Here is a 19,087-nt window from a genome sequence, read left to right as displayed (position 1 = left end):
GTATGACCCAGACAGCCACAGGCGAGACCTCGCAGCAACTTCCGAAGGCGGCATCGGCGCCGGTCGTCGCGCAGCACGAGGCGACGCTGAAGGCGCTGCCGTTCGCCGACACCAGGGATTTCGACGACGCCGCGCGCGGCTTCCTCGGCACGATCGAGCACGCGCGCGTCGTCTCGGCCCAGGGCAGGGTGGTCTGGAGCCTCGAACCTTACGGTTTCCTCGCCGACGAGCGGGCGCCCGCGACGGTCGATCCGAGCCTGTGGCGGCAGTCGCGGCTCAACATGCACCATGGCCTGTTCGAGGTGGTGCCGGGCGTCTATCAGGTGCGCGGCCTCGACATCGCCAACATGACGCTGATCGAGGGCGACGCGGGCGTCATCGTGGTCGACTGCCTGACCTCGATCGAGGGGGCGCGCGCCGCGATGGAGCTGTACTTCCAGCACCGCGGCAAACGGCCGGTCGCCGCCGTGATCTTCACCCACACCCACACCGACCATTGGGGCGGCGCCCGCGGCGTGCTCGACGACGCCATGCTGGCCGCGGGCGTGCCGATCATCGCGCCGAACTTCTTCATGGAGCACGCGGTCTCCGAGAACATCATCGCGGGTCCGGCGATGCTGCGCCGCGCGCAGTACCAGTTCGGACCGTTCCTCGCCAAGGGCGTGCGCGGCCAGGTCGATTGCGGCCTCGGCAAGACCATGGCGGCGGGCGGCGTCGCGCTGCTGCGGCCGACTGACCTGATCATCGCGACCGGCGACAGGCGCGTGATCGACGGCGTCGAGTTCGAATTCCAGATGGCGCCGAACAGCGAAGCGCCGGCGGAGATGCACTTCTTCATCCCGCGCTACAGACTGTTGAATCTCGCGGAGAACTGCACGCACAATTTTCACAATCTGCTGCCGTTCCGCGGCGCCGATGTGCGCGATGCGCTGGCGTGGTCGAAATATCTCGGCGAGGCCTTGCAGATGTGGGGCGGCAAGGCGGAGGCGATGTGCGGCCAGCACCATTGGCCGGTGTGGGGGCGCGAGCGGATCGACACCATGATCCGCCAGCAGCGTGATCTCTACAAATACGCGCACGACCAGACCATCCGGCTGATGAACCACGGCCTCAACGCGGCCGAGATTGCCGAGATGATCCGCCTGCCCTCGAGCCTGGAGGGCGCCTGGCACGGCCGCGGCTATTACGGCCACATCAGGCACAATGTGAAGGCGATCTACCAGAAGTATCTCGGCTGGTACGACGCCAATCCGGTCAATCTCGATGCCTTGCCGCCGGTCGAGGCCGGCAAGAAGTATGTCGAGTATATGGGCGGCGCAGATGCGATTCTGAAGCGTGCCACCGCGGATTTCGCCAAGGGTGAATTCCGCTTCGTGGCGCAGGCCGTCAGCCATCTCGTATTCGCCGAGCCCGACAACCAGGCCGCACGCGCATTGCTGGCGGACACGTTCGAGCAGCTCGGCTATGCCGCCGAGAGCTCGACCTGGCGCAATGCCTATCTGTTCGGCGCCCAGGAGCTGCGGCAGGGCATGCCGAAGACACCACCGCGCTCGCCGATGCCGCGCGAGACGCTCGCCGCGCTGCGCACCGAGCAGCTGTGGGACGTGCTCGGCATCCGCCTCAACGGCCCCAAGGCCGAAGGCAAGCGTATCGTGCTGAACTGGAGCTTTACCGACACCGGCGAGACCTTCATCCTCAACCTCGAGAACTCGGCGCTGACCTACGTCAAGGGTGCGCAGACCGCCGATGCGCACGCCAGCTTCACGCTGGCGCGCGGCGTGCTCGACGAGGTCATCGCCAAGCTGACCGCGTTCCCGGACGCCGTCGACGCCGGCAAGATCAAGGTGGCGGGCGATCCGCAGCGCCTCGGCGAGTTGATGGCGCTGATGGACGAGTTCCCGCGTATGTTCGAGATCGTCGAGCCGAAGCGGACGGCGGTGACGTGACCCCGTCATTCCGGGGCGCGCCTCTTGGCGCGAGCCCGGAATCCATCAAGCCGCAGACCCTGTGGATGAATGGATTCCGGGGCTCTCGCTTACGCGAGCCCCGGAATGACGAAGGGTTGCCTCAAATCCCGAGATACGCCGCCTGCACCTGCTTGTTGCCGGCAAGCTCGGCGCTCGAGCCCTGCATGATCACGTTGCCGCTTTCCAGCACGTAGGCGCGCTGCACCAGTGACAGCGCGCGGCTGACATTCTGCTCGACCAGCAGGATCGCGGTGCCCATCCTGTGGATCTCGCCGATCTTCTCGAAGGTGACGTCGGTCATCACGGGCGCAAGGCCGAGCGAGGGTTCGTCCAGCATCAAGAGGCGCGGCTTCAGCATCAGGCCGCGGCCGACCGCGACCATCTGCTGCTCGCCGCCGCTCATGGTGCCGGCAAGCTGCTTCCTGCGGTCGGCGAGCCGCGGGAAGATGCTGTAGACGAGCTCCATCGTGCGGGCGCGGTCCGCCTTGGCTTTTGGCGTGTAGGCGCCGATCTCGAGGTTCTCCTGCACCGTCATGTCAGGAAACACCTGGCGGCCTTCCGGGACATGCGCGATGCCGAGCTCGGGGATCCGGTAGGGCGGCAGCGTGGCGAGGTCGACGCCGTCGAAGGTGACCTTGCCTGCGAACAGCTTGACGAGGCCGGAGACCGCGCGCAGCGTCGTGCTCTTGCCGGCGCCGTTGGCACCGAGCAGGCCGACGGCTTCGCCTTCGCCGATGGAAATGCCGACATCGGTGATGGCGGGGACCGAGCCGTAGCTGGCGCTGACACCGGAGAGCTCAAGCATCGGCATCTCCCTCAGCCTGCGGATGCACGTAGGAGCCGAGATAGGCGCGGATCACTTCCGGGTTCTCCACGATCTCCTTCGGCGTTCCCTCGGCGATTTTCTGGCCGTGATCGAGCACCACGATGTGGCGGGCCACCGCCATGATCGCGCGCATCACATGCTCGACGATCACGATGGTGAGGCCGCTGGCGGAAAGCTTCTTCACCAGCGCGACCGCCTGGTCGATCTCGGCCGGGTTGAGCCCGGCCATCACCTCGTCGAGCAGCAGGATCCTCGGCTGCGTTGCGAGCGCGCGGGCCATCTCGAGGCGGCGCTGGTCGATGGTGGTGAGGTCGCGGGCGCGCGTCTGCTCCCTGGCGGCAAGGCCGACGAACTCGATCGCTTCGCGCGCTTTCTTTTCGGCGGCCGCGATATGGCGGTCGCGCAGGAAGGCGCCGGTCATCACATTGGCGAGCACCGTCATCGCTCCGAACGGTTTTGCCACCTGGAAGGTGCGCGCCATGCCGAGCGCGCAGACGTCGTGCGGCTTGAGGCCCACGACCTCGTGGCCGAAGGCGAGCACCGAGCCCGAGTCCGGGCGATGAAATCCCGTGATCAAATGAAAGCTGGTGGTCTTGCCGGCGCCGTTCGGCCCGATCAGCGCCACCGTCTCGTTCTCCTGCACGATGAAGCTGACGTCCTGCACGGCGCGCAGGCCGCCGAAGCGCTTGCTGAGACCCTTGATGACCAGTGCTTCTGCCATCGTGGCGACCTCAGGCGCGCGCCGGCTTGCGCCGGGCATAGCGGTGATAGACGTCGGTCGCGAACCCGATCAGCCCGGTCGGCCGCCACAGGATGACGGCCATCAGGATCAGGCTGTAGACCGTGAGCTGGATGCCGCCCACCGAACTGCCGAGCCAGCTCTGCAGCAGCGCCGAGGTGGTCTCCAGCAGCACGGTGCCGATCACCGGACCCCACAGCGTGCCGATGCCGCCGACAATCGACACCAGCGCCGCCTCGATCGAGACGTTGAAGCTGAACGCGGTCGCCGGATCGATGAAGTAGATGTACTGGGTGTAGAAGGTGCCGGCGAGCGCAGTCAGGAACGCGCTGATCATGTAGATGTCGCGCTTGACCTTCGGCGCGTTGACGCCGATCGCCTCGGCCGCATCCTCATCCTCGCCGATCGCGACGAGGTAATAGCCGATCCAGGACTTTTCGATTCTGTGGGTGATCCACAGTCCGACCACGAGCAGGCCGAGCACGACGTAGTAATAGGACGACTTCTCCTCGAACTGCATCATCAGCGGCGCGCTGCCGAGATTCGGGATCGTGGTGCCTTCGGCGCCCCAGGCGAAATCGCGGAACTTAAGGAAGATCAGCATCAACACCTGCGCGGTCGCGATGGTGGCGATGGTGAAATAGGGGCCGCGCAGCCGGAAGCACAGCCAGCCGATCGGCAGGCTTGCCAGCATCGCGACCACGCCGCCCGCGACCATCCCGATCCACGGCGAGATGCCGTAGTTCACCTGCATGATGGTCGAGGTGTAGGCGCCGAGCCCGAAATAGGCGGCGTGCCCGAGCGACAGCTGCTTGGCATAGCCGCCCATCAGGTTCCAGGCGACGCCGATGAACGAGAACAGCAGGATGCGGATCAAGATGTCGATCGCGAATGAGGAGGTGACGAGCTGGGGCAGGGCAATCATCACGACCGCACCGATCGCGAGCCACAGCCATCTCATGTTGTCTGCGCTCTGCATCAGCGGCCCCTTTTGGCGCCGAGCCCGCTCGGCCTGAAGGCGAGCGTCAGCAGCAGCAGCGCGAACACCACGATCAGGCCGGAATCGGCGCCGACGAACTGGATGCCGAGCGATTCGGCCACGCCCATCATCAGGCTCGCGATCAAAGCCCCCATCACATTGCCGAGCGTGCCCATCACGACCGCGACGAACGCCATCAGCACGAACACCTGGCCGACGAACGGATAGGCCGAATAAAACGGCATCAGCAGTGAACCGGCGGCACCGGCGAGTGCCAGCGCGGTGCCGAACGCGACCGCGAACACGCGGTTCGGATTGATCCCCATCAGCATCGCGACATCACGGTTCTGCGACGCCGCGCGCATAGCGCGGCCGAGATCGGTGGTGTGCAGGAAGATCCAGAGCAGCGCGCTGAGCGCCATCGCGACCGCGAAGGCGATCAGTTTCGCCACCGGAATGTACAGCCCGCCGATGTGCCACGCTTCATCGGAGTAGGACGTGTGGACGGTGCGGTAGTTGGCGCTGAACAGCATCAGCGAGAGATTGAGCAGCAATAGCGACAGCGCGAAGGTCAGGAAGATCTGCGGCATGTCGTTTGGCCCGAGCACCCTGCGGATCAGGAAATGCTGGATCAGGACGCCGACCACGAACAGCACCGGCATCGAGACCACCAGCGAGACCAGCGGGTCGATGCCGAACTGGGTGGCGAGGAAGAACGAGATGTACGTCCCGATCATCACGAACTCGCCCTGGGCGAAATTGACGATCTTGACCACGCCGAAGATCAGCGTGACGCCGATGCTGACGAGCGCGTAGATGCCGCCGATGAGCAGGCCGTTGATCACGGCCTGGGCCAGTGTCTCCCACATGCGATGCGACCGCGGCTCAGGTCTTGATCAGCGGGGCGCGGGCGTCTTCCTTGGGGAAGATGCTGGCGAGATCGGCGTTCTGCCACTGCACGCCGACCGGACGGCCATAGACGTTCTTGCCGTCGGGGCCGAACTTGACCTTGCCGCCAGGCGCCATCGCCGCATAGCCCGAGGAGACGTCGAGCGTCGAGAGTGCCTCGCGCACCTTCTTGGGATCGGCGGAGGCGGCGCGTTCCAGCGCGTCGGCCAGCATGAAGGTCTGCGCGACCAGGCCGCCGGCATATTCGAACGCGAACTCGCCGGTGCGTTTCTTGAATTCGGCGTTGACCTTCTGCGCATCGTCATTGACGTCGTGGTTCCAGTGCGCGACGCCCTGCAGGCCCTCGGCCGCCTTGCCGACATTCTTGTAGAAGTCCGGCATCACGAAGCCGCCGGAGCCGCCATTGATCGCGATGTTGAGCCCGACCTGCTTCACGGTGCGAACGATCAGGATGAGGTCGTTGAGGTAGGACAGCGAGAACAGCGTGTTGGCGCCAGAGGCCTTGACCTTGTTGATCAGTGGGCTCGCATCGGTGAAGCCGGCCGAGTAGGGCTCGAACATCACGATCTCGACGCCTTCGCCGGGCGCGAGCTCCTTCAGCCCGTTCGAGGTCGAGGTGCCGAACGCGGTGTTCTCGAAGATCACGGCGACCTTGGCCTGCTCGCTGACCAGCTTGGCCATCTGCAGCTGCGCCTTGGCGAATTGCGAGGCGCGCGCGAACGGCGTGAAGGTGTAGGTGCGGCCCTTGTTGAGTTGGTCGGAACTCGACCCTGATATGATTGGAACCTTGGCGCGCTCGCAGACCTCGCTCGCGATCAAGGTCAGCGCGCTGGCGTAGCAGCCATGGATCGCCGACAGCTTGTTGCCTGATATCAGACGGTCGGTCTCGGTGCGCGTCACCGTGGTGTCGCTCTGCACGTCGGAGACGATCAGGTTGAGCTTGGCGCCGCCGAGCGACTTGATGCCGCCGGCCTCGTTGACCATGTCGACCGCGAGCTTGGCGGCGGCGACGCAGCCTGTGCCGATCTGCGCCATGCTGCCGGTGGTCGGATAGAGCGCGCCGATGTTGATCGGATCGGCGGCCCAACCCCGCAGCGGGACGGCTCCGAATGCGCCGGCGGCCAGCACGCCACCGGTTTTGACCAGGAATTTGCGGCGGTTCAGCTTCTTCGGTGAGACATTGGTCGGCGCATTATTAATGGCCGACGACTTGCGGTCCCCTGTCATGGCGTTCCCCCTGTGCGACCACGGCACGGTTGCTCCGTCCGTTCGCTTATTATTTTTTGCTCAGGCAGGGCGCATAAGAGCACGTAATTCGGCGCTCGCAAAGGCGATATCGGTCGCCCTCTTGGGGAAACGTGTCGCTACTGGTGCGTCGCAGCAATCGCGCGACGCACCGTGTGAGCAGCTTCGCTGCATTGGGAGTGATCGATGGTATTATTGACAATCGAATGACCCAACGAACCGGCACGGAGAGTGCCGGCCGGCCCGCCGGATCATTCGATCGGCCGCTGCAACTGCTACTCCGCGCTGGCCACCAGCTTGAAGCGAGGCTTGGCCTCCATCAGGCTGCGATAGGCGGCGAGATAGTCGAGCGCCATCCGGCGCGCGGTGAAGCGGGTCTCGAACTGCTTGCGGATCGCGTCGCGGTTCAGCGTCGACAGCCGGCCGACGGAGGAGATCGCGCTGATCTCGTCCTCGACGATGAAGCCGGTCAGGCCGTCCTCGATGATCTCCGGCACCGAACCGCGGTTATAGGCGATGACCGGCGTGCCGCAGGCCATCGCTTCGATCATCACGAGGCCGAACGGCTCCGGCCAGTCGATCGGAACCAGCAGTCCGATCGCGCCGCTGAGAAAGTCCGGCTTCTCGCGGTCGCTGATCTCGCCGATGAACTCGACCAGCGGATTGTTGGTGATCAAGGGTTTGATCAACTCGTCGTAATATTCCTGATCGGCGCGATCGACCTTGGCGGCGATCTTCAGCGGGATGCCGCAACGGGTCGCGATCTTGATCGCGCGATCGACGCCCTTCTCCGGCGCGATCCGCCCGAGAACGGCGAGATAGGATTGCTTGGCCGGCTGCGGCGTCAGCAAATTCTCCGGCAGGCCGTGATGGATGGTGCGCACCCAGTTCGCCTGCGGCACCGGTCGCCGCTGCGCGTTGGAGATCGAGATCACCGGGATCTTCGAGAAGGTGTTGAAGACCGGCTGATGCTCCGGCAGGTCGAGCCGTCCGTGCAGCGTGGTCACGAACGGTGTCGGCTGCCGCGCGAACAGCGACCACGGATAATAGTCGAGATGACAGTGCAGGAAGTCGAACTCGTCGTCGTCGGCCTTCTGCCGCACGCGCTCCAGCATCACCATGTGCAGCGCATTGGGATCGCGGACGGAGCCGTCGAGGCGCAATGCCTTCGGCCAGGTCGCATCGAGCTTCGCGGAGGTCTGTGAATCGCCACTGGCGAACAACGTCACGTCATGTCCAAGTGTTACAAGTTCTTCGGTCAGCCAGTGCACGACCCGTTCGGTGCCGCCGTAGAGCTTGGGGGGAACAGCCTCCGTCAGCGGGGCAACCTGCGCGATGCGCATTTCTCCGTCTCCTGTTTGTAATGTGGAATGAACCAGACCCCTCAGCCCTGTGATGGCACTGACATGCCGAAGACGGGAACGTTCTCGCACGTGCGAGGTTCCTTATGGGTGTGTGAATTCCCGGTTCTTTCTTCCATCACACTGTGGTCTTGCTGATGCCATCACGCTCCAACAGGTTTTTGCCGACGCCAGCGTTGCAAAATTGTTGCGCAGTGATGGCTGCATCAAGGAATCCCGCCGCCGCCCTTCACGTCATCGTGCACGAGAGCTTCGACTAAAATTTTCTCGTTCACCTTCAACAGCTTTTGCAGGACGTCATGGATCATCTGTCAGGATATGCGCACCGCCCGTTTCCCTTTGTGCTGCGCTATCTGCGCCGGCGGCTTCCGTCGCATGTTGTGATCTTGTCGGCCGTCGTTGCGGCAGTTGCCTGCTCGGTAGGCACGCAATACGGCGTCAAGAATCTGGTCGATGCGCTGTCGGCCGGTCCGTCGGCCGCGAACGGCGTATGGCTGGCATTCGCTCTGCTCATGTCGCTGATCGCAGCCGACAACTTCCTGTGGCGGATCGCGAGCTGGACCGCGAGCTACACCTTTGTCAGCGTCACCGGCGATCTTCGCCGCGACATGTTCCGCCATCTCACCGGCCACGCGCCGAGCTACTTCACCGACCGGCTGCCGGGCATGCTGACCAGCCGGATCACGGCAACGTCGAACGCGGTGTTCACCGTCGAGAACATGTTCGTCTGGAACGTGTTGCCGCCATGCATCGCGACCTTCGCCGCGATCACCCTGGTTGGAACCGTCAGCGTGACAATGTCAGCAGTGCTGATCCTGATCGCGGGAACCATGGTGGTGGCGATGTTCCGCATGGCCGCCGCCGGCCGGCCGCTGCATGACGACTTCGCCAACAGGGCAGCTTCCGTTGATGGCGAAATGGTCGATGTCATCAACAACCTGCCGCTGGTGCGCGCGTTTTGCGGCCTCGGCTACGAGCATGACCGTTTCGACGCGACCGTGAATCGGGAACTCGTCGCGCGCGGCCGTTCCCTGCGCTACCTGGAAAAGCTCCGCCTGGTTCACGCCGGCGTGACCGTGATCCTGACGATCGCGATGCTGGCCTGGGCGCTCTCGCTCTGGCAGCAGGGCCAGGCCAGCACCGGCGACGTCGTGCTGGTCTGCACGCTCGGCATCTCGATCCTCAGCGCCACCCGCGATCTCGCTGTTGCGCTGGTCGATGTCACCCAGCATGTCGCCCGCCTCACCGAGGCGCTGGCCACGCTGTTGCAGCCGCACGAGCTGAAGGACCATCCGGAGGCCGAGACGCTGGTGAAGAGCGGTGCGGCGATTGCCTTCAACAATCTCTCGTTCCGCTATCCCGGCGGCCTGCAGGTGTTCGAGCGCTTCAGCCTGCGTATCCAGCCCGGCCAGCGCGTCGGCCTGGTCGGCCAGTCCGGCGGCGGCAAGTCAACACTGTTTACCCTTCTGCAGCGCTTCTACGACGTCGAGCAGGGCAACATCACGGTCGACGGGCAGGACATCGCGCGCGTCACCCAGCAGAGCCTGCGCGCCGCGATCTCGGTGGTTCCGCAGGATATCTCGTTGTTCCACCGTTCGATCCTGGAGAACATCCGTTACGGACGGCCGGACGCCACCGACGACGAGGTGCTGCGGGCGGCGATCGCTGCGCGCTGCGACTTCATCGAAACCCTGCCCGAGGGCATGAACACCATCGTCGGCGATCGCGGCATCAAGGTCTCCGGCGGCCAGCGCCAGCGCATCGCGATCGCGCGCGCCTTCTTGAAGGATGCGCCGATCTTGCTGCTCGACGAGGCCACCGCGGCGCTCGATGCGGATTCCGAGGAGGCGATCCGCGAGGCGTTGTCGCGGCTGATGCGCGGGCGTACGGTGGTTGCGATCGCGCACCGGCTCGCGACGCTGCGCAGCTTCGATCGCGTGATCGTGCTGCAGGGCGGCCGGATCGTCGAGGACGGTCCGCCCGATATCCTCGTGAAGGGAAGAGGTCCCTACCGCGACCTGGTCGCGCGCGAGATGGGTCGCCTTTCCACCAGCGCGGCCTGACCCCGCGTCCTCAAGCGTGTCCTTGCGTTCCGGTGCGTTCCTACGAGCCGAGAGTCGAGCCAAGCAAAGTCGCCAGAGGTTCAGATGGCAGCTGACGTCGTTACGCAGATCATCACTGCTCGCATCACTGAGCACGTCGCCGAACAGCCGTTCTACATTCCGATGACCGGGCCCGCGGCTCGGCCGCGGCGCTCGCTCAAGCATGACGACACCTTCATCGTGCTCGACAGCCATGGCGACATCGGCGCCTCGGCCGGCGGGCCGGACGGCCTGTTCAATGCCGACACGCGCTACCTGGCGCGGCTGGAGATGGTGCTGGAGGACGTGCAGCCGCTGCTGCTCGGCTCCAACATGCGCGACGACAATTCGGCGCTGACGGTCGATCTCACCAATTCCGACGTCTATCGCGACGGCCGGCTGACCTTGCAGAAGGACACGCTGCACATCGTCCGCTCGATCTTCCTGTGGCGCGGCACCGCCTATCAGCGCATCGGCCTGCAGAACCACGGCGATCATGCCGCGAGTTTCGACCTCACGCTGCTGTTCGACAACGACTTCGCCGACCTGTTCGAGGTGCGCGGCGAGCGCCGGCCGCGCCGCGGCATCGGCTCCAGCAAGCTGCTCGGCCCGACCGACGTCGTGCTGGAATATTGCGGCCTCGACGAGCAGACACGGATCACCGCGCTCCATTTCGATCCTCGGCCGACGCGGCTGTCGGTCAACGCGGCGACCTATCATTTCGAACTCGAGCCCGGGCGGGTCACCTCGCTGTTCGTCGCGGTGTCCTGCAACAAGCCGATCATGCAGAAGCCGGTGCCGTTCTTCCGAGGACTATTGGCGCACCGCCGCGAGATGCGGAATTCGTCGGCCGGCGCGGCCTCGATCGAGACCTCGAACAACATCTTCAACGAGGTGCTTTGCCAGGCGATGGCCGACCTCAACATGCTGATGACGGAGACGCCGCAGGGCCGCTATCCCTATGCCGGCATTCCCTGGTATTCGACCACATTCGGCCGCGACGGGCTGATCACCGCGCTGCAGATGCTGTGGGTCGATCCGCGGATCGCCAAGGGCGTGCTGAAGCGGCTGGCGCTGTTCCAGGCCAAGGCGGTCGATCCGCTGTCCGATGCGGCGCCGGGCAAGATCCTGCACGAGATGCGCGGCGGCGAGATGGCCGCACTGCGCGAGGTGCCGTTCGCGCATTACTACGGCAGCGTCGATTCGACCCCGTTGTTCGTGCTGCTCGCCGGGCTCTATCTGGAGCGTACCGGCGATGTGGCGACGTTGCGCGAACTGTGGCCGGCGGTCGAGGCCGGATTGCAATGGATCGACGGTCCGGGCGATCCCGATCGCGACGGCTTCATCGAGTACCAGCGCGCCACCGAGGAAGGCCTTCGCAATCAAGGCTGGAAGGATTCCTTCGACGCCATCTTCCACGCCGACGGAACGCTTGCCGAGGGCAATATCGCGCTGGCGGAAGTGCAGGGCTATGTGTTCGCCGGCAAGCGGCTTGTCGCGCGCGCGGCGCGCCAGCTCGGCCTGGCGGACAAGGCCCTCAAGCTCGAAGCCGAGGCCGAGCGGCTGCGCGAGCGCTTCGAGGACGCATTCTGGTGCGAGGAACTCGGCACCTATGCGCTCGCGCTCGACGGCGCCAAGCAGCCGTGCAAGGTGCGCACGTCGAATGCCGGACAGACCTTGTTTTCCGGCATCGTGCGGGAGGATCGCGCGCGCCGGGTCGCGGCCGATCTGATCAGCCAGAAATTCTTCTCGGGCTGGGGCATCCGCACCGTCGCCGCGGGCGAGGCGCGCTACAATCCGATGTCCTATCACGACGGCTCGATCTGGCCGCACGACAATGCGCTGATCGCGCTTGGATTGGCCCGTTACGGCCTCAAGCATTCGGTCGCGCATCTGTTCAAGGGCCTGTTCGATGCCGCGAGCTACATGGAGCTGCGGCGGCTGCCGGAGCTGTTCTGCGGCTTCCGCCGCGAGCGCCGGCGCGGCCCGGTGCTCTATCCGGTGGCCTGCGCGCCGCAGGCCTGGGCGAGTGCGACGCCGTTCACGCTGCTGGAGGCCGCGCTTGGCCTCGAGTTCGACATCGCGCGCGGCGAGATCCGCTTGCGCGATCCGCGCCTGCCGGAATTCCTCAACGACGTGGTGCTGCGCGACCTCAGGCTCGGTGCGTCGAGCGTCGATCTGCGGCTGCGCCGCCACGGCGACGAGGTGTCGCTCGAAGTGCTGCGCACGCGCGGCCAGATCCAGGTGTCGATCGTGCTGACGCATTGAACGTCGTCGCGCGGCGGGCGCGTGCGCCGGCAAATCGTGGGGAGAGTAGTAAGATGCGTTCGAGGATATTGGGTTTGCTGGCCGCAGCGGTGCTGCTGACATGCGCTGGCGTTCGCGCCGCCGAGGATGAATCGCCGTCACCGACACCTTCGCCGCCGGCAGCAGCGCAGGCGCCGCCAGCAGTTCCTGCACCGCCAGCGGCCCCCGCGGCACCGAAGGAGCAGGCCAAGGAGCCGTCGCCACCTCCCTCGGTGACGGTGATCGGCGCGCGCGATGCGCACGGCATTCTCGGCCGCGACGTTCGCAGTTCCGCCAATGAGGACATGGGCCGCATCGTCGACGTCATCGTCGACCGCGACGGCAAGGTTCGTGCGGCGGTGATCGATTTCGGCGGCTTCCTCGGCGTCGGCAGCCGCAAGATCGTGGTCGATTGGAACGCGCTGCGTTTCGCCGGCGTTTCCAGCAAGAGCGACAGCATCACGCTGGACCTGAACAAGCAGCAGGTGAGCGCTGCGCCGGAATACAAGGAAGATACGCCGCTGATCGTGCTCGGCGCGGCCGGCAATCTCCACCCATGGGATTACGAACATTAGGGGGCTCAAGCTGGTCGCGCGTCCGAACTCTTCCTTCGAGACGGTTGGCGACGATCGTGGCGAGCGATCAGCCGGCGGCACTCAAATTGTGTCAGTTGTTCCCGATCGGCCCAGTCCGGAGCCGCCGCGCGGGCCGTCACGCGAAAGCCAGCGCGGGCTCGACTGGTTCATCTTCTTCCTGGCCGACGTGCAGACCGGCTTCGGCCCGTTCATCGCGGTCTATCTGACCACGCAGAAATGGACCCAGGTCGAGATCGGCTTCGTGCTCTCGATCGGCGGCATCATCGGCCTGCTGGGCCAGATGCCGGGCGGCGCGATCGTCGATGCGGCGCGCTCGGAGCGGGTCGTCGCGGGCTGCGCGGTTGCCGCCATCGGCGCCAGCGCGCTGGCCTATGCGCTGTGGCCGATCTTCCCTGTGGTCACGCTCGCCGCGACGCTGCACGCGCTTGCAAGCTGCGTGCTGGGACCTGCGATCGCCGCGATCAGCCTCGGCCTGGTCGGGCCGCTCGCGATCGGCGAACGGCTTGGCCGCAACGCGCGCTTCGCGTCGCTCGGCAGTGGCTCAGCCGCGGCGCTGATGGGCGCCTGCGGCTATTTCCTGTCGAGCCGTTCCGTGTTCCTCGTGACCTTCATGCTGGCGATCCCGACATTGCTGTCGCTGGCGCGGATCCGCGAACGCGAGATCGACATCGCGCAGGCCCATGGCGAGGTGAAGCGCGAGGTTCCCGACAAGCGCGCCACCAGCGTCGTCGCCCTGGTGCGGCAGCGGCCGCTCTTGATCTTCGCTGGCGCGATGATGCTGTTTCAGCTTGCCAATGCCGCGATGCTGCCGCTGATGGCGGGCGTTGTCACGACACGGTCGAGCCAATGGGCGCCGGTCCTGATCGCGGCCTGCATCATCGTGCCGCAGGCGATCGTCGCGCTGTGCTCGCCGTCGGTCGGCCGCAAGGCCCAGGCCTGGGGCCGGCGGCCGTTGCTGCTGATCGCCTTCGCCTCGCTGGTAATCCGCGGCCTGCTGTTCGCAACGGTGCGCGATCCCTATCTCTTGGTGATGGTGCAGATCTTCGACGGCATCACCGCGGCGATCTTCAGCGTGATGGTGCCGCTGATCGTGGCCGACGTGGCGTTCGGCAGCGGCCATTTCAACCTGGCGCAAGGCATCGTCGGCACCGCGGTCGGGATCGGCGCGTCGCTCAGCACGGTGTTGGCCGGTTATGTCAGCGACAAGCTCGGCAGCAGCACCGCCTTCATGGGCCTGGCCGGCGTCGCCGCGTTCGGGCTGTTTGTAATCTGGCTGGTGATGCCGGAAACGCGGCGGACGGCATGATGGCGAGACGTGCCGGCATTGGCCACCTTCCGGACCACGGATTTCGGCGGCTGCGGGGCGGTTTTGGCCGCACCGCACCCTTTCTCCCGCATGCGCCGTCATATATGAGTGATTTGCTGCTGGAACGCGCCGATAGTCCCCCGGATTAATCTATCCAAAATCGCGATCTGGTATGGATCGACGCAACGCGGGCAGGCATTTCGACCGAGGAATGGCATGGAAAATCGAACGACGACGGCGCAAACCTTCGGAGCGATGCGGCGTTGGGGGCATCCCGCCTTTGTGACTTTCGCAGCGTTAGTCACACTTGCGTCACTGACCGGCGCCGCCGCGGCGAAACAGCAGCGTCCAGCGGCGACCGTCGAGGCGACCGCACCGCGCACCGCCGGCGAGCCGATCATGGCGATCGTGTCGATCAAGGCCCAGAAGGTGACGTTCTACGACGCCGACGGCTGGATCTACCGCGCGCCGGTGTCGAGCGGCGTCAAGGGACGCGAGACGCCGGCCGGCGTCTTTGCGCTGATCGAAAAGGACAAGGACCACCACTCGACCCTCTATGACGATGCCTGGATGCCGAACATGCAGCGCATCACCTGGAACGGCATTGCGCTGCATGGTGGGCCGTTGCCGGGATATGCGGCTTCGCACGGCTGCGTGCGGATGCCCTACGACTTCGCCGAGAAGCTGTTCGACAGGACCCGGATCGGGATGCGGGTGATCATCGCGCCGAACGACCCGGCTCCGGAGGATTTCACCCACCCGGCGCTGTTCGTGCCCAACGCGCAGGCCATCGCGGCTGCTCCGGCGCGTGCCGAGAAGCTGGCGCGCGAGGCCGCGGATGCCGCCAAAGCGGCCGACGAGGCGAAGAAGGCCGCCGCGGCCGCGACCAAGGAAGCTGCACTGTTCACGCCGGCGTCCCTGCGCAAGCTGGAGAAGGCCAAGGCCCGCGCCGACGCCGAGCTTGCGTTCGCCGACAAGACGCTCGCCAATGCCAAGACCGACCAGGCCAAGGTGCGCGCCGAGGACCTGAAGCAGAAGGCCGCCGCCAGGGCCGCGGAAGCAACCACCCAGTTCGAGGCGGCCCAGGGCGACGCCAAGCCGAAGCTCGACGCCGCGGCAGCGGCGAAGGACGCAGCCAAGGCGGCCGAGACCAAGAAGGCGGATACCCAGAAGGCGGCGACCGAGGCGAAGCTGGCGACCGAGCCGGTGTCGGTCTACATCAGCCGCGCGACGCAGAAGCTCTACGTCCGGCGCAACACCCATAAGCCATGGGCCGACGGCGGCGAGGTGTTCGATTCAAGCATCGAGGTTCCCGTTACGATCCGCGATCCGGACAAGCCGATCGGCACGCATATCTACACGGCGATGTCGCGCAACGACTCGGGCCTGCACTGGACCGAGGTGACGATCGACGACGGAGACAACGCCAAGGACGCGCTCGACCGCATCACGATCCCGCAGGATGTGCTGGACCGCATCGCGCCGACCGCCGTGCCGCGCTCGTCGATCATCATCTCGGACGAGCCGCTGAGCGCCGAGACCAACTATCGCACCGAATTCGTCGCGGTGCTGAGCAACCAGCCCCAGGGCGGGTTCATCACGCGCAAGCCGACCCGGCCCATGATGAACGACGACATGGTTGCGAGCGGTGATGACGGCTTCGGCTTCTTCAGTCAGCGCAGCTGGAATCCCCAGTCGGGCACCCAGTACGGGTATCCCCAATACGGCAATCCGCAAGCGCCGACCCAGTACGGCACGCCGTACTATAACAATCCGCAGGCCGCCAATCCGCGCCGGCGTGGCGGCGGCCAGTACTACTGGCAATCGCAGGACTGGTAGAAGGCGCGGCCTTCGATCGAACAGAACTCTGAGCATTGGACGGCGGCATGATGCCGCCGTCCAAGCGCGTGGCGTTGTTACGGGCGAGCTTCCAGGATCAGGTTGAACGGCGTTTCCGCGGCGCGTCGGAACCGTGAGAAGCCGCCCTGGCGCGCCACCTCGCGCAGCCGGGTCTCGCCGGCCTGCGCGCCGAGCGCGAGCCCGACCTCCTGGTCCAGCGAGGCGGGCGTGCAGATCATCGTCGAAGCGGCGTAATAGACCCGCCCGATCGGATTGAGGTTGTCCTCCAGCCGGTCGTTGGCGAACGGCTCGATCAACAGGCAGGTGCCGTCATCGGCGAGGGTGGAGCGGGTGTGCTTGAGGGCGCCGACCGGATCGCCCATGTCGTGCAGGCAATCGAAGAAGCACACCAGGTCATACTTGTTGGCGGGGAAGTCCTTGGCGGAGTGGGTTTGGAAATGGACGCGGTCCGACAATCCGGCCTCCTTGGCGGACATCCGCGCCGCCTGGATCGAGCCGTCGTGATAGTCGAAGCCGTAGAAGGTTGATTTCGGAAACGCCTCCGCCATCAATCGCGTCGAGACGCCGTGCCCGCAACCGACGTCAGCGACGACGGCGCCCTTCTTCAGCTTGTCGACGACGCTCTCGAGCGCCGGCAGCCATTCCTGCACCAGATAGTGCTTGTAGCTGGTGCGGAAGAAGCGGGCGGTGCCGCAGAACAGGCACTCGCTGCGCTTGTTCCAGCCGACACCCTTGCCGGTCTTGAACGCGTCGGTGATTTTCGGCTCATCGAGAAAGGTCGCGCCGACGAGGCTTCCCACGGCGCCGAGGAAGACCGGGCTGTCCTCGTCGGCAAGCGCCAGCGCCTGCTCGGGCAGCATCGAGAATTTTCCGGTCTTCGTGTCGTACTCGACGTAGCCGGAAGCGGCCTGTGCCGAAAGCCATTCCTGAACGTAACGGCCGGAGGTTCCGGTCGCCTTGGCAAGCGCCGCGGCGTCCATCGGTCCTTGCCGGGCGAGGGCCTTGTAGAGCCCGAGCTTGTCGCCCAGCAGCATCAGCGAGGCGTTCATTGCCGCGCCGACGTCGCCAATCATCTTTCCCATGAATGAATTAAGACGTTCCTCGTTGACGTCCATGATGTTCCTCCATCGCAATCGCGTTTGGCCAAAAGTCCATCATTCGCAATTTCACGCATGCGTCGTCGTCCAGTCGTGGGGCGACGTAACCGCCTAGAAGGTTCGGTGCAATGAAGCGATTGTTACCGGGCGGGTGGGATCCCACGGCAGCCCGGCTTCACAAGCTTGCGAGGCGCGCGGCCTACGCCGCCGCACGTGGCATGATCAGCCTCCGGTACAGCGCGCCGTAGCAGGCGGCCGACAGGTCCCAGCTGTAGGATTTGGCCATCGCGCTGGCGCGCATCGCGTTGAGGCGGTCCTTGGCGCGGTAGGCGTCGAACGCGCGCCTGACGCCGCCGAGGAAGGATTCCGCCGACGGCTGCGAGAACAGGAAGCCGGTCTCGCCGTCGGCGATGGTCTCCGCGAGCCCGCCGGTCTGGTGGCCGATCGGCAGCGAGCCGAAACGCTGGGCATACATCTGGCTGAGGCCGCAGGGCTCGAAACGCGACGGCATCAGGGTGAAATCGCTGCCGGCGAAGATCCGGCGCGCCTGGGCGTCGTTGAAGCCGATGATGACGCCGATCGCGTCGGGCCGGCGCCGGTGCGCGGCCACCAGCGCATCCTCGATCGCGGGCTCGCCGCTGCCGGTGACGACGATCTGCCCGCCATGGCTGATGATCTCGTCGGCGGCCGACAACACGAGGTCGACGCCCTTCTGATGCACCAGCCGCGCGACCAGGCCGAAGATCGGTCCGCGCGAGACCGCAAGCCCGAATTGCCGGCGGACATAATCGGCGTTGGCCTGCTTGCCCTTCCAGTCGCCGGCGCCGAACGGCTGCGCGAGCTGCGGGCAATGGCGCGGATCCCAGCTCTCGTCGATGCCGTTCAGGATACCGGTCAGCTGGTCGGCGTCGGAGCGGACGCGGAGCAGGCCCTCGAGCCCGCAGCCGAGTTCAGCCGTGGTGATCTCCCTGGCGTAGGTCGCGCTGACCGTGGTCAGATGCGAGGCGTAGACGAGGCCGCCCTTGAGGAAGGAGAGCTTGTCGTAGAACTCCAGCCCGTCGATGTGGAAGGAGCTTTCAGGTGCGCCGATCCGCCGCAGCGAGTCCTTCGGAAACAGGCCCTGATAGGCGAGGTTGTGGATGGTCAGGATCGAGGGAATCCGCAGCTCGCGCCACGCGAGGTAGGCGGGTGTGAGCGCGGCCTGCCAGTCATTGGCGTGCACGAGGTCCGCTGCCCAATTCTTGTCCAGCGTTCCGGCTGCAAGTTCGGCAGCGGCGGAGGCAAAGCGGCCGAAGCGGATATCGTTGTCGGGCCAGTCGCGGCCGGACTCATCGCCGTAGGGATTGCCCGGCCGGTCGTAGAGCTGAGGACACAGCAGCACATAGACCGGCAGCCCGTCTTTGGTCGATGCGCGGCCGAGCGTGCAGGCCGGCATCTCGGCAAGCGCTGCGCATTGTCCAACGATTTCAATATGCGTGAACTGTTCGACCACATCCCGGTAGCCGGGAAGCATGATCCTGACGTCGCTCCAGGAGCGGAGCGCCCGGGGAAGCGCAGCGGAAACGGCGCCGAGCCCGCCCACGCGGACGAAATCGTCCATCTCCGTCGTGACGAATAAGACCTTCAACAAGCGCCCTCGTTCCAGCCCGTGACAGGGCTATGCAAGATCGGGTCCAATCTGCCTTTGAGTAAAATGCAAGACGGCCCGCAGTCCCGGTCTGGATGAGACGCTTTCCTGTCAGCACGGCTCACTTTAGGGTCACGCCACGCCGAACGATCGAAACGACGAAGCTGGAGGAAGCCTTGGCAACGACAATAGCCGCTGACGATGAGGG

14 protein-coding genes are annotated in these 19,087 nt (G+C 65.5%); 6 read left to right on the top strand and 8 right to left on the bottom strand.

Features of this window, described 5'->3' with window-relative positions; translation table 11 throughout:
* Window positions 1–2 precede the first annotated feature (2 nt).
* Window positions 3–1,946, top strand: a complete 1,944-nt coding sequence (locus BRSPCE3_RS06075; RefSeq protein WP_244064875.1) for an alkyl/aryl-sulfatase — start codon at window positions 3–5, stop codon at window positions 1,944–1,946.
* 121 nt (window positions 1,947–2,067) lie between these two features.
* Here BRSPCE3_RS06075 and BRSPCE3_RS06070 read toward each other — a convergent pair whose 3' ends face one another.
* The 6 genes from BRSPCE3_RS06070 to BRSPCE3_RS06045 all read right to left on the bottom strand — a co-directional run bounded on the left by BRSPCE3_RS06070 (window position 2,068) and on the right by BRSPCE3_RS06045 (window position 8,008).
* Window positions 2,068–2,772, bottom strand: coding sequence for an ABC transporter ATP-binding protein (locus BRSPCE3_RS06070; RefSeq protein ID WP_244064873.1), 705 nt, complete (start codon window positions 2,770–2,772; stop codon window positions 2,068–2,070).
* Window positions 2,765–3,514 carry an ABC transporter ATP-binding protein gene (locus BRSPCE3_RS06065; RefSeq protein ID WP_244064871.1) on the bottom strand — a complete coding sequence of 250 codons (750 nt, stop codon included), beginning with the start codon at window positions 3,512–3,514 and terminating at the stop codon, window positions 2,765–2,767. Before BRSPCE3_RS06065 ends, BRSPCE3_RS06070 begins: the two co-directional genes overlap by 8 nt.
* A 10-nt stretch (window positions 3,515–3,524) precedes the next feature.
* A complete protein-coding gene (locus BRSPCE3_RS06060) occupies window positions 3,525–4,511 on the bottom strand; it encodes a branched-chain amino acid ABC transporter permease (RefSeq protein ID WP_244064869.1) in 987 nt (328 codons plus the stop codon).
* Window positions 4,511–5,380 (bottom strand): branched-chain amino acid ABC transporter permease, encoded by an 870-nt coding sequence (locus BRSPCE3_RS06055; protein WP_244064867.1) that lies wholly within the window; start codon window positions 5,378–5,380, stop codon window positions 4,511–4,513. The genes BRSPCE3_RS06060 and BRSPCE3_RS06055 overlap by 1 nt, the downstream gene beginning before the upstream one ends.
* A 16-nt stretch (window positions 5,381–5,396) precedes the next feature.
* A complete protein-coding gene (locus BRSPCE3_RS06050; protein ID WP_244064865.1) occupies window positions 5,397–6,647 on the bottom strand; it encodes an ABC transporter substrate-binding protein in 1,251 nt (416 codons plus the stop codon).
* A 293-nt stretch (window positions 6,648–6,940) separates the two neighbouring features.
* The gene (locus tag BRSPCE3_RS06045) at window positions 6,941–8,008 is read right to left on the bottom strand and encodes a glycosyltransferase family 4 protein (RefSeq protein WP_244064863.1); all 1,068 of its coding nucleotides are present in this window, start codon (window positions 8,006–8,008) and stop codon (window positions 6,941–6,943) included.
* Between the two features lie 317 nt (window positions 8,009–8,325).
* On the opposite strand from BRSPCE3_RS06045, the gene BRSPCE3_RS06040 reads away from it, so the two are divergent.
* From BRSPCE3_RS06040 to BRSPCE3_RS06020, 5 genes are all read left to right on the top strand, one after another.
* Window positions 8,326–10,089 carry an ABC transporter ATP-binding protein gene (locus BRSPCE3_RS06040; RefSeq protein ID WP_244064861.1) on the top strand — a complete coding sequence of 588 codons (1,764 nt, stop codon included), beginning with the start codon at window positions 8,326–8,328 and terminating at the stop codon, window positions 10,087–10,089.
* 84 nt (window positions 10,090–10,173) lie between these two features.
* On the top strand, window positions 10,174–12,375 hold the full coding sequence (locus tag BRSPCE3_RS06035) for an amylo-alpha-1,6-glucosidase (protein WP_244064859.1): 2,202 nt from the start codon (window positions 10,174–10,176) through the stop codon (window positions 12,373–12,375).
* A 53-nt stretch (window positions 12,376–12,428) separates the two neighbouring features.
* The gene (locus tag BRSPCE3_RS06030; protein WP_244064858.1) at window positions 12,429–12,968 is read left to right on the top strand and encodes a PRC-barrel domain-containing protein; all 540 of its coding nucleotides are present in this window, start codon (window positions 12,429–12,431) and stop codon (window positions 12,966–12,968) included.
* An 88-nt stretch (window positions 12,969–13,056) separates the two neighbouring features.
* Window positions 13,057–14,295 (top strand): MFS transporter, encoded by a 1,239-nt coding sequence (locus BRSPCE3_RS06025; RefSeq protein WP_244064856.1) that lies wholly within the window; start codon window positions 13,057–13,059, stop codon window positions 14,293–14,295.
* 216 nt (window positions 14,296–14,511) lie between these two features.
* Window positions 14,512–16,134: a L,D-transpeptidase gene (locus BRSPCE3_RS06020; protein ID WP_244064853.1), complete on the top strand. Its 1,623-nt coding sequence runs from the start codon at window positions 14,512–14,514 to the stop codon at window positions 16,132–16,134.
* Window positions 16,135–16,211: 77 nt separating this feature from the next.
* Here the strand turns inward: BRSPCE3_RS06020 and BRSPCE3_RS06015 are convergent, their stop codons facing one another.
* Window positions 16,212–17,270 (bottom strand): class I SAM-dependent methyltransferase, encoded by a 1,059-nt coding sequence (locus BRSPCE3_RS06015; RefSeq protein WP_244064851.1) that lies wholly within the window; start codon window positions 17,268–17,270, stop codon window positions 16,212–16,214.
* Between the two features lie 181 nt (window positions 17,271–17,451).
* Complete coding sequence (gene glgA / locus BRSPCE3_RS06010) at window positions 17,452–18,879, bottom strand: glycogen synthase GlgA (RefSeq protein WP_244064850.1); 1,428 nt, start codon at window positions 18,877–18,879, stop codon at window positions 17,452–17,454.
* Window positions 18,880–19,087 lie beyond the last annotated feature (208 nt).

The sequence above is a fragment of the Bradyrhizobium sp. Ce-3 genome (assembly GCF_022835695.1).
Lineage (GTDB): Bacteria > Pseudomonadota > Alphaproteobacteria > Rhizobiales > Xanthobacteraceae > Bradyrhizobium.
Note: the sequence above shows the minus strand (reverse complement) of the source record. Positions and strands in the feature narration are given on the sequence as shown.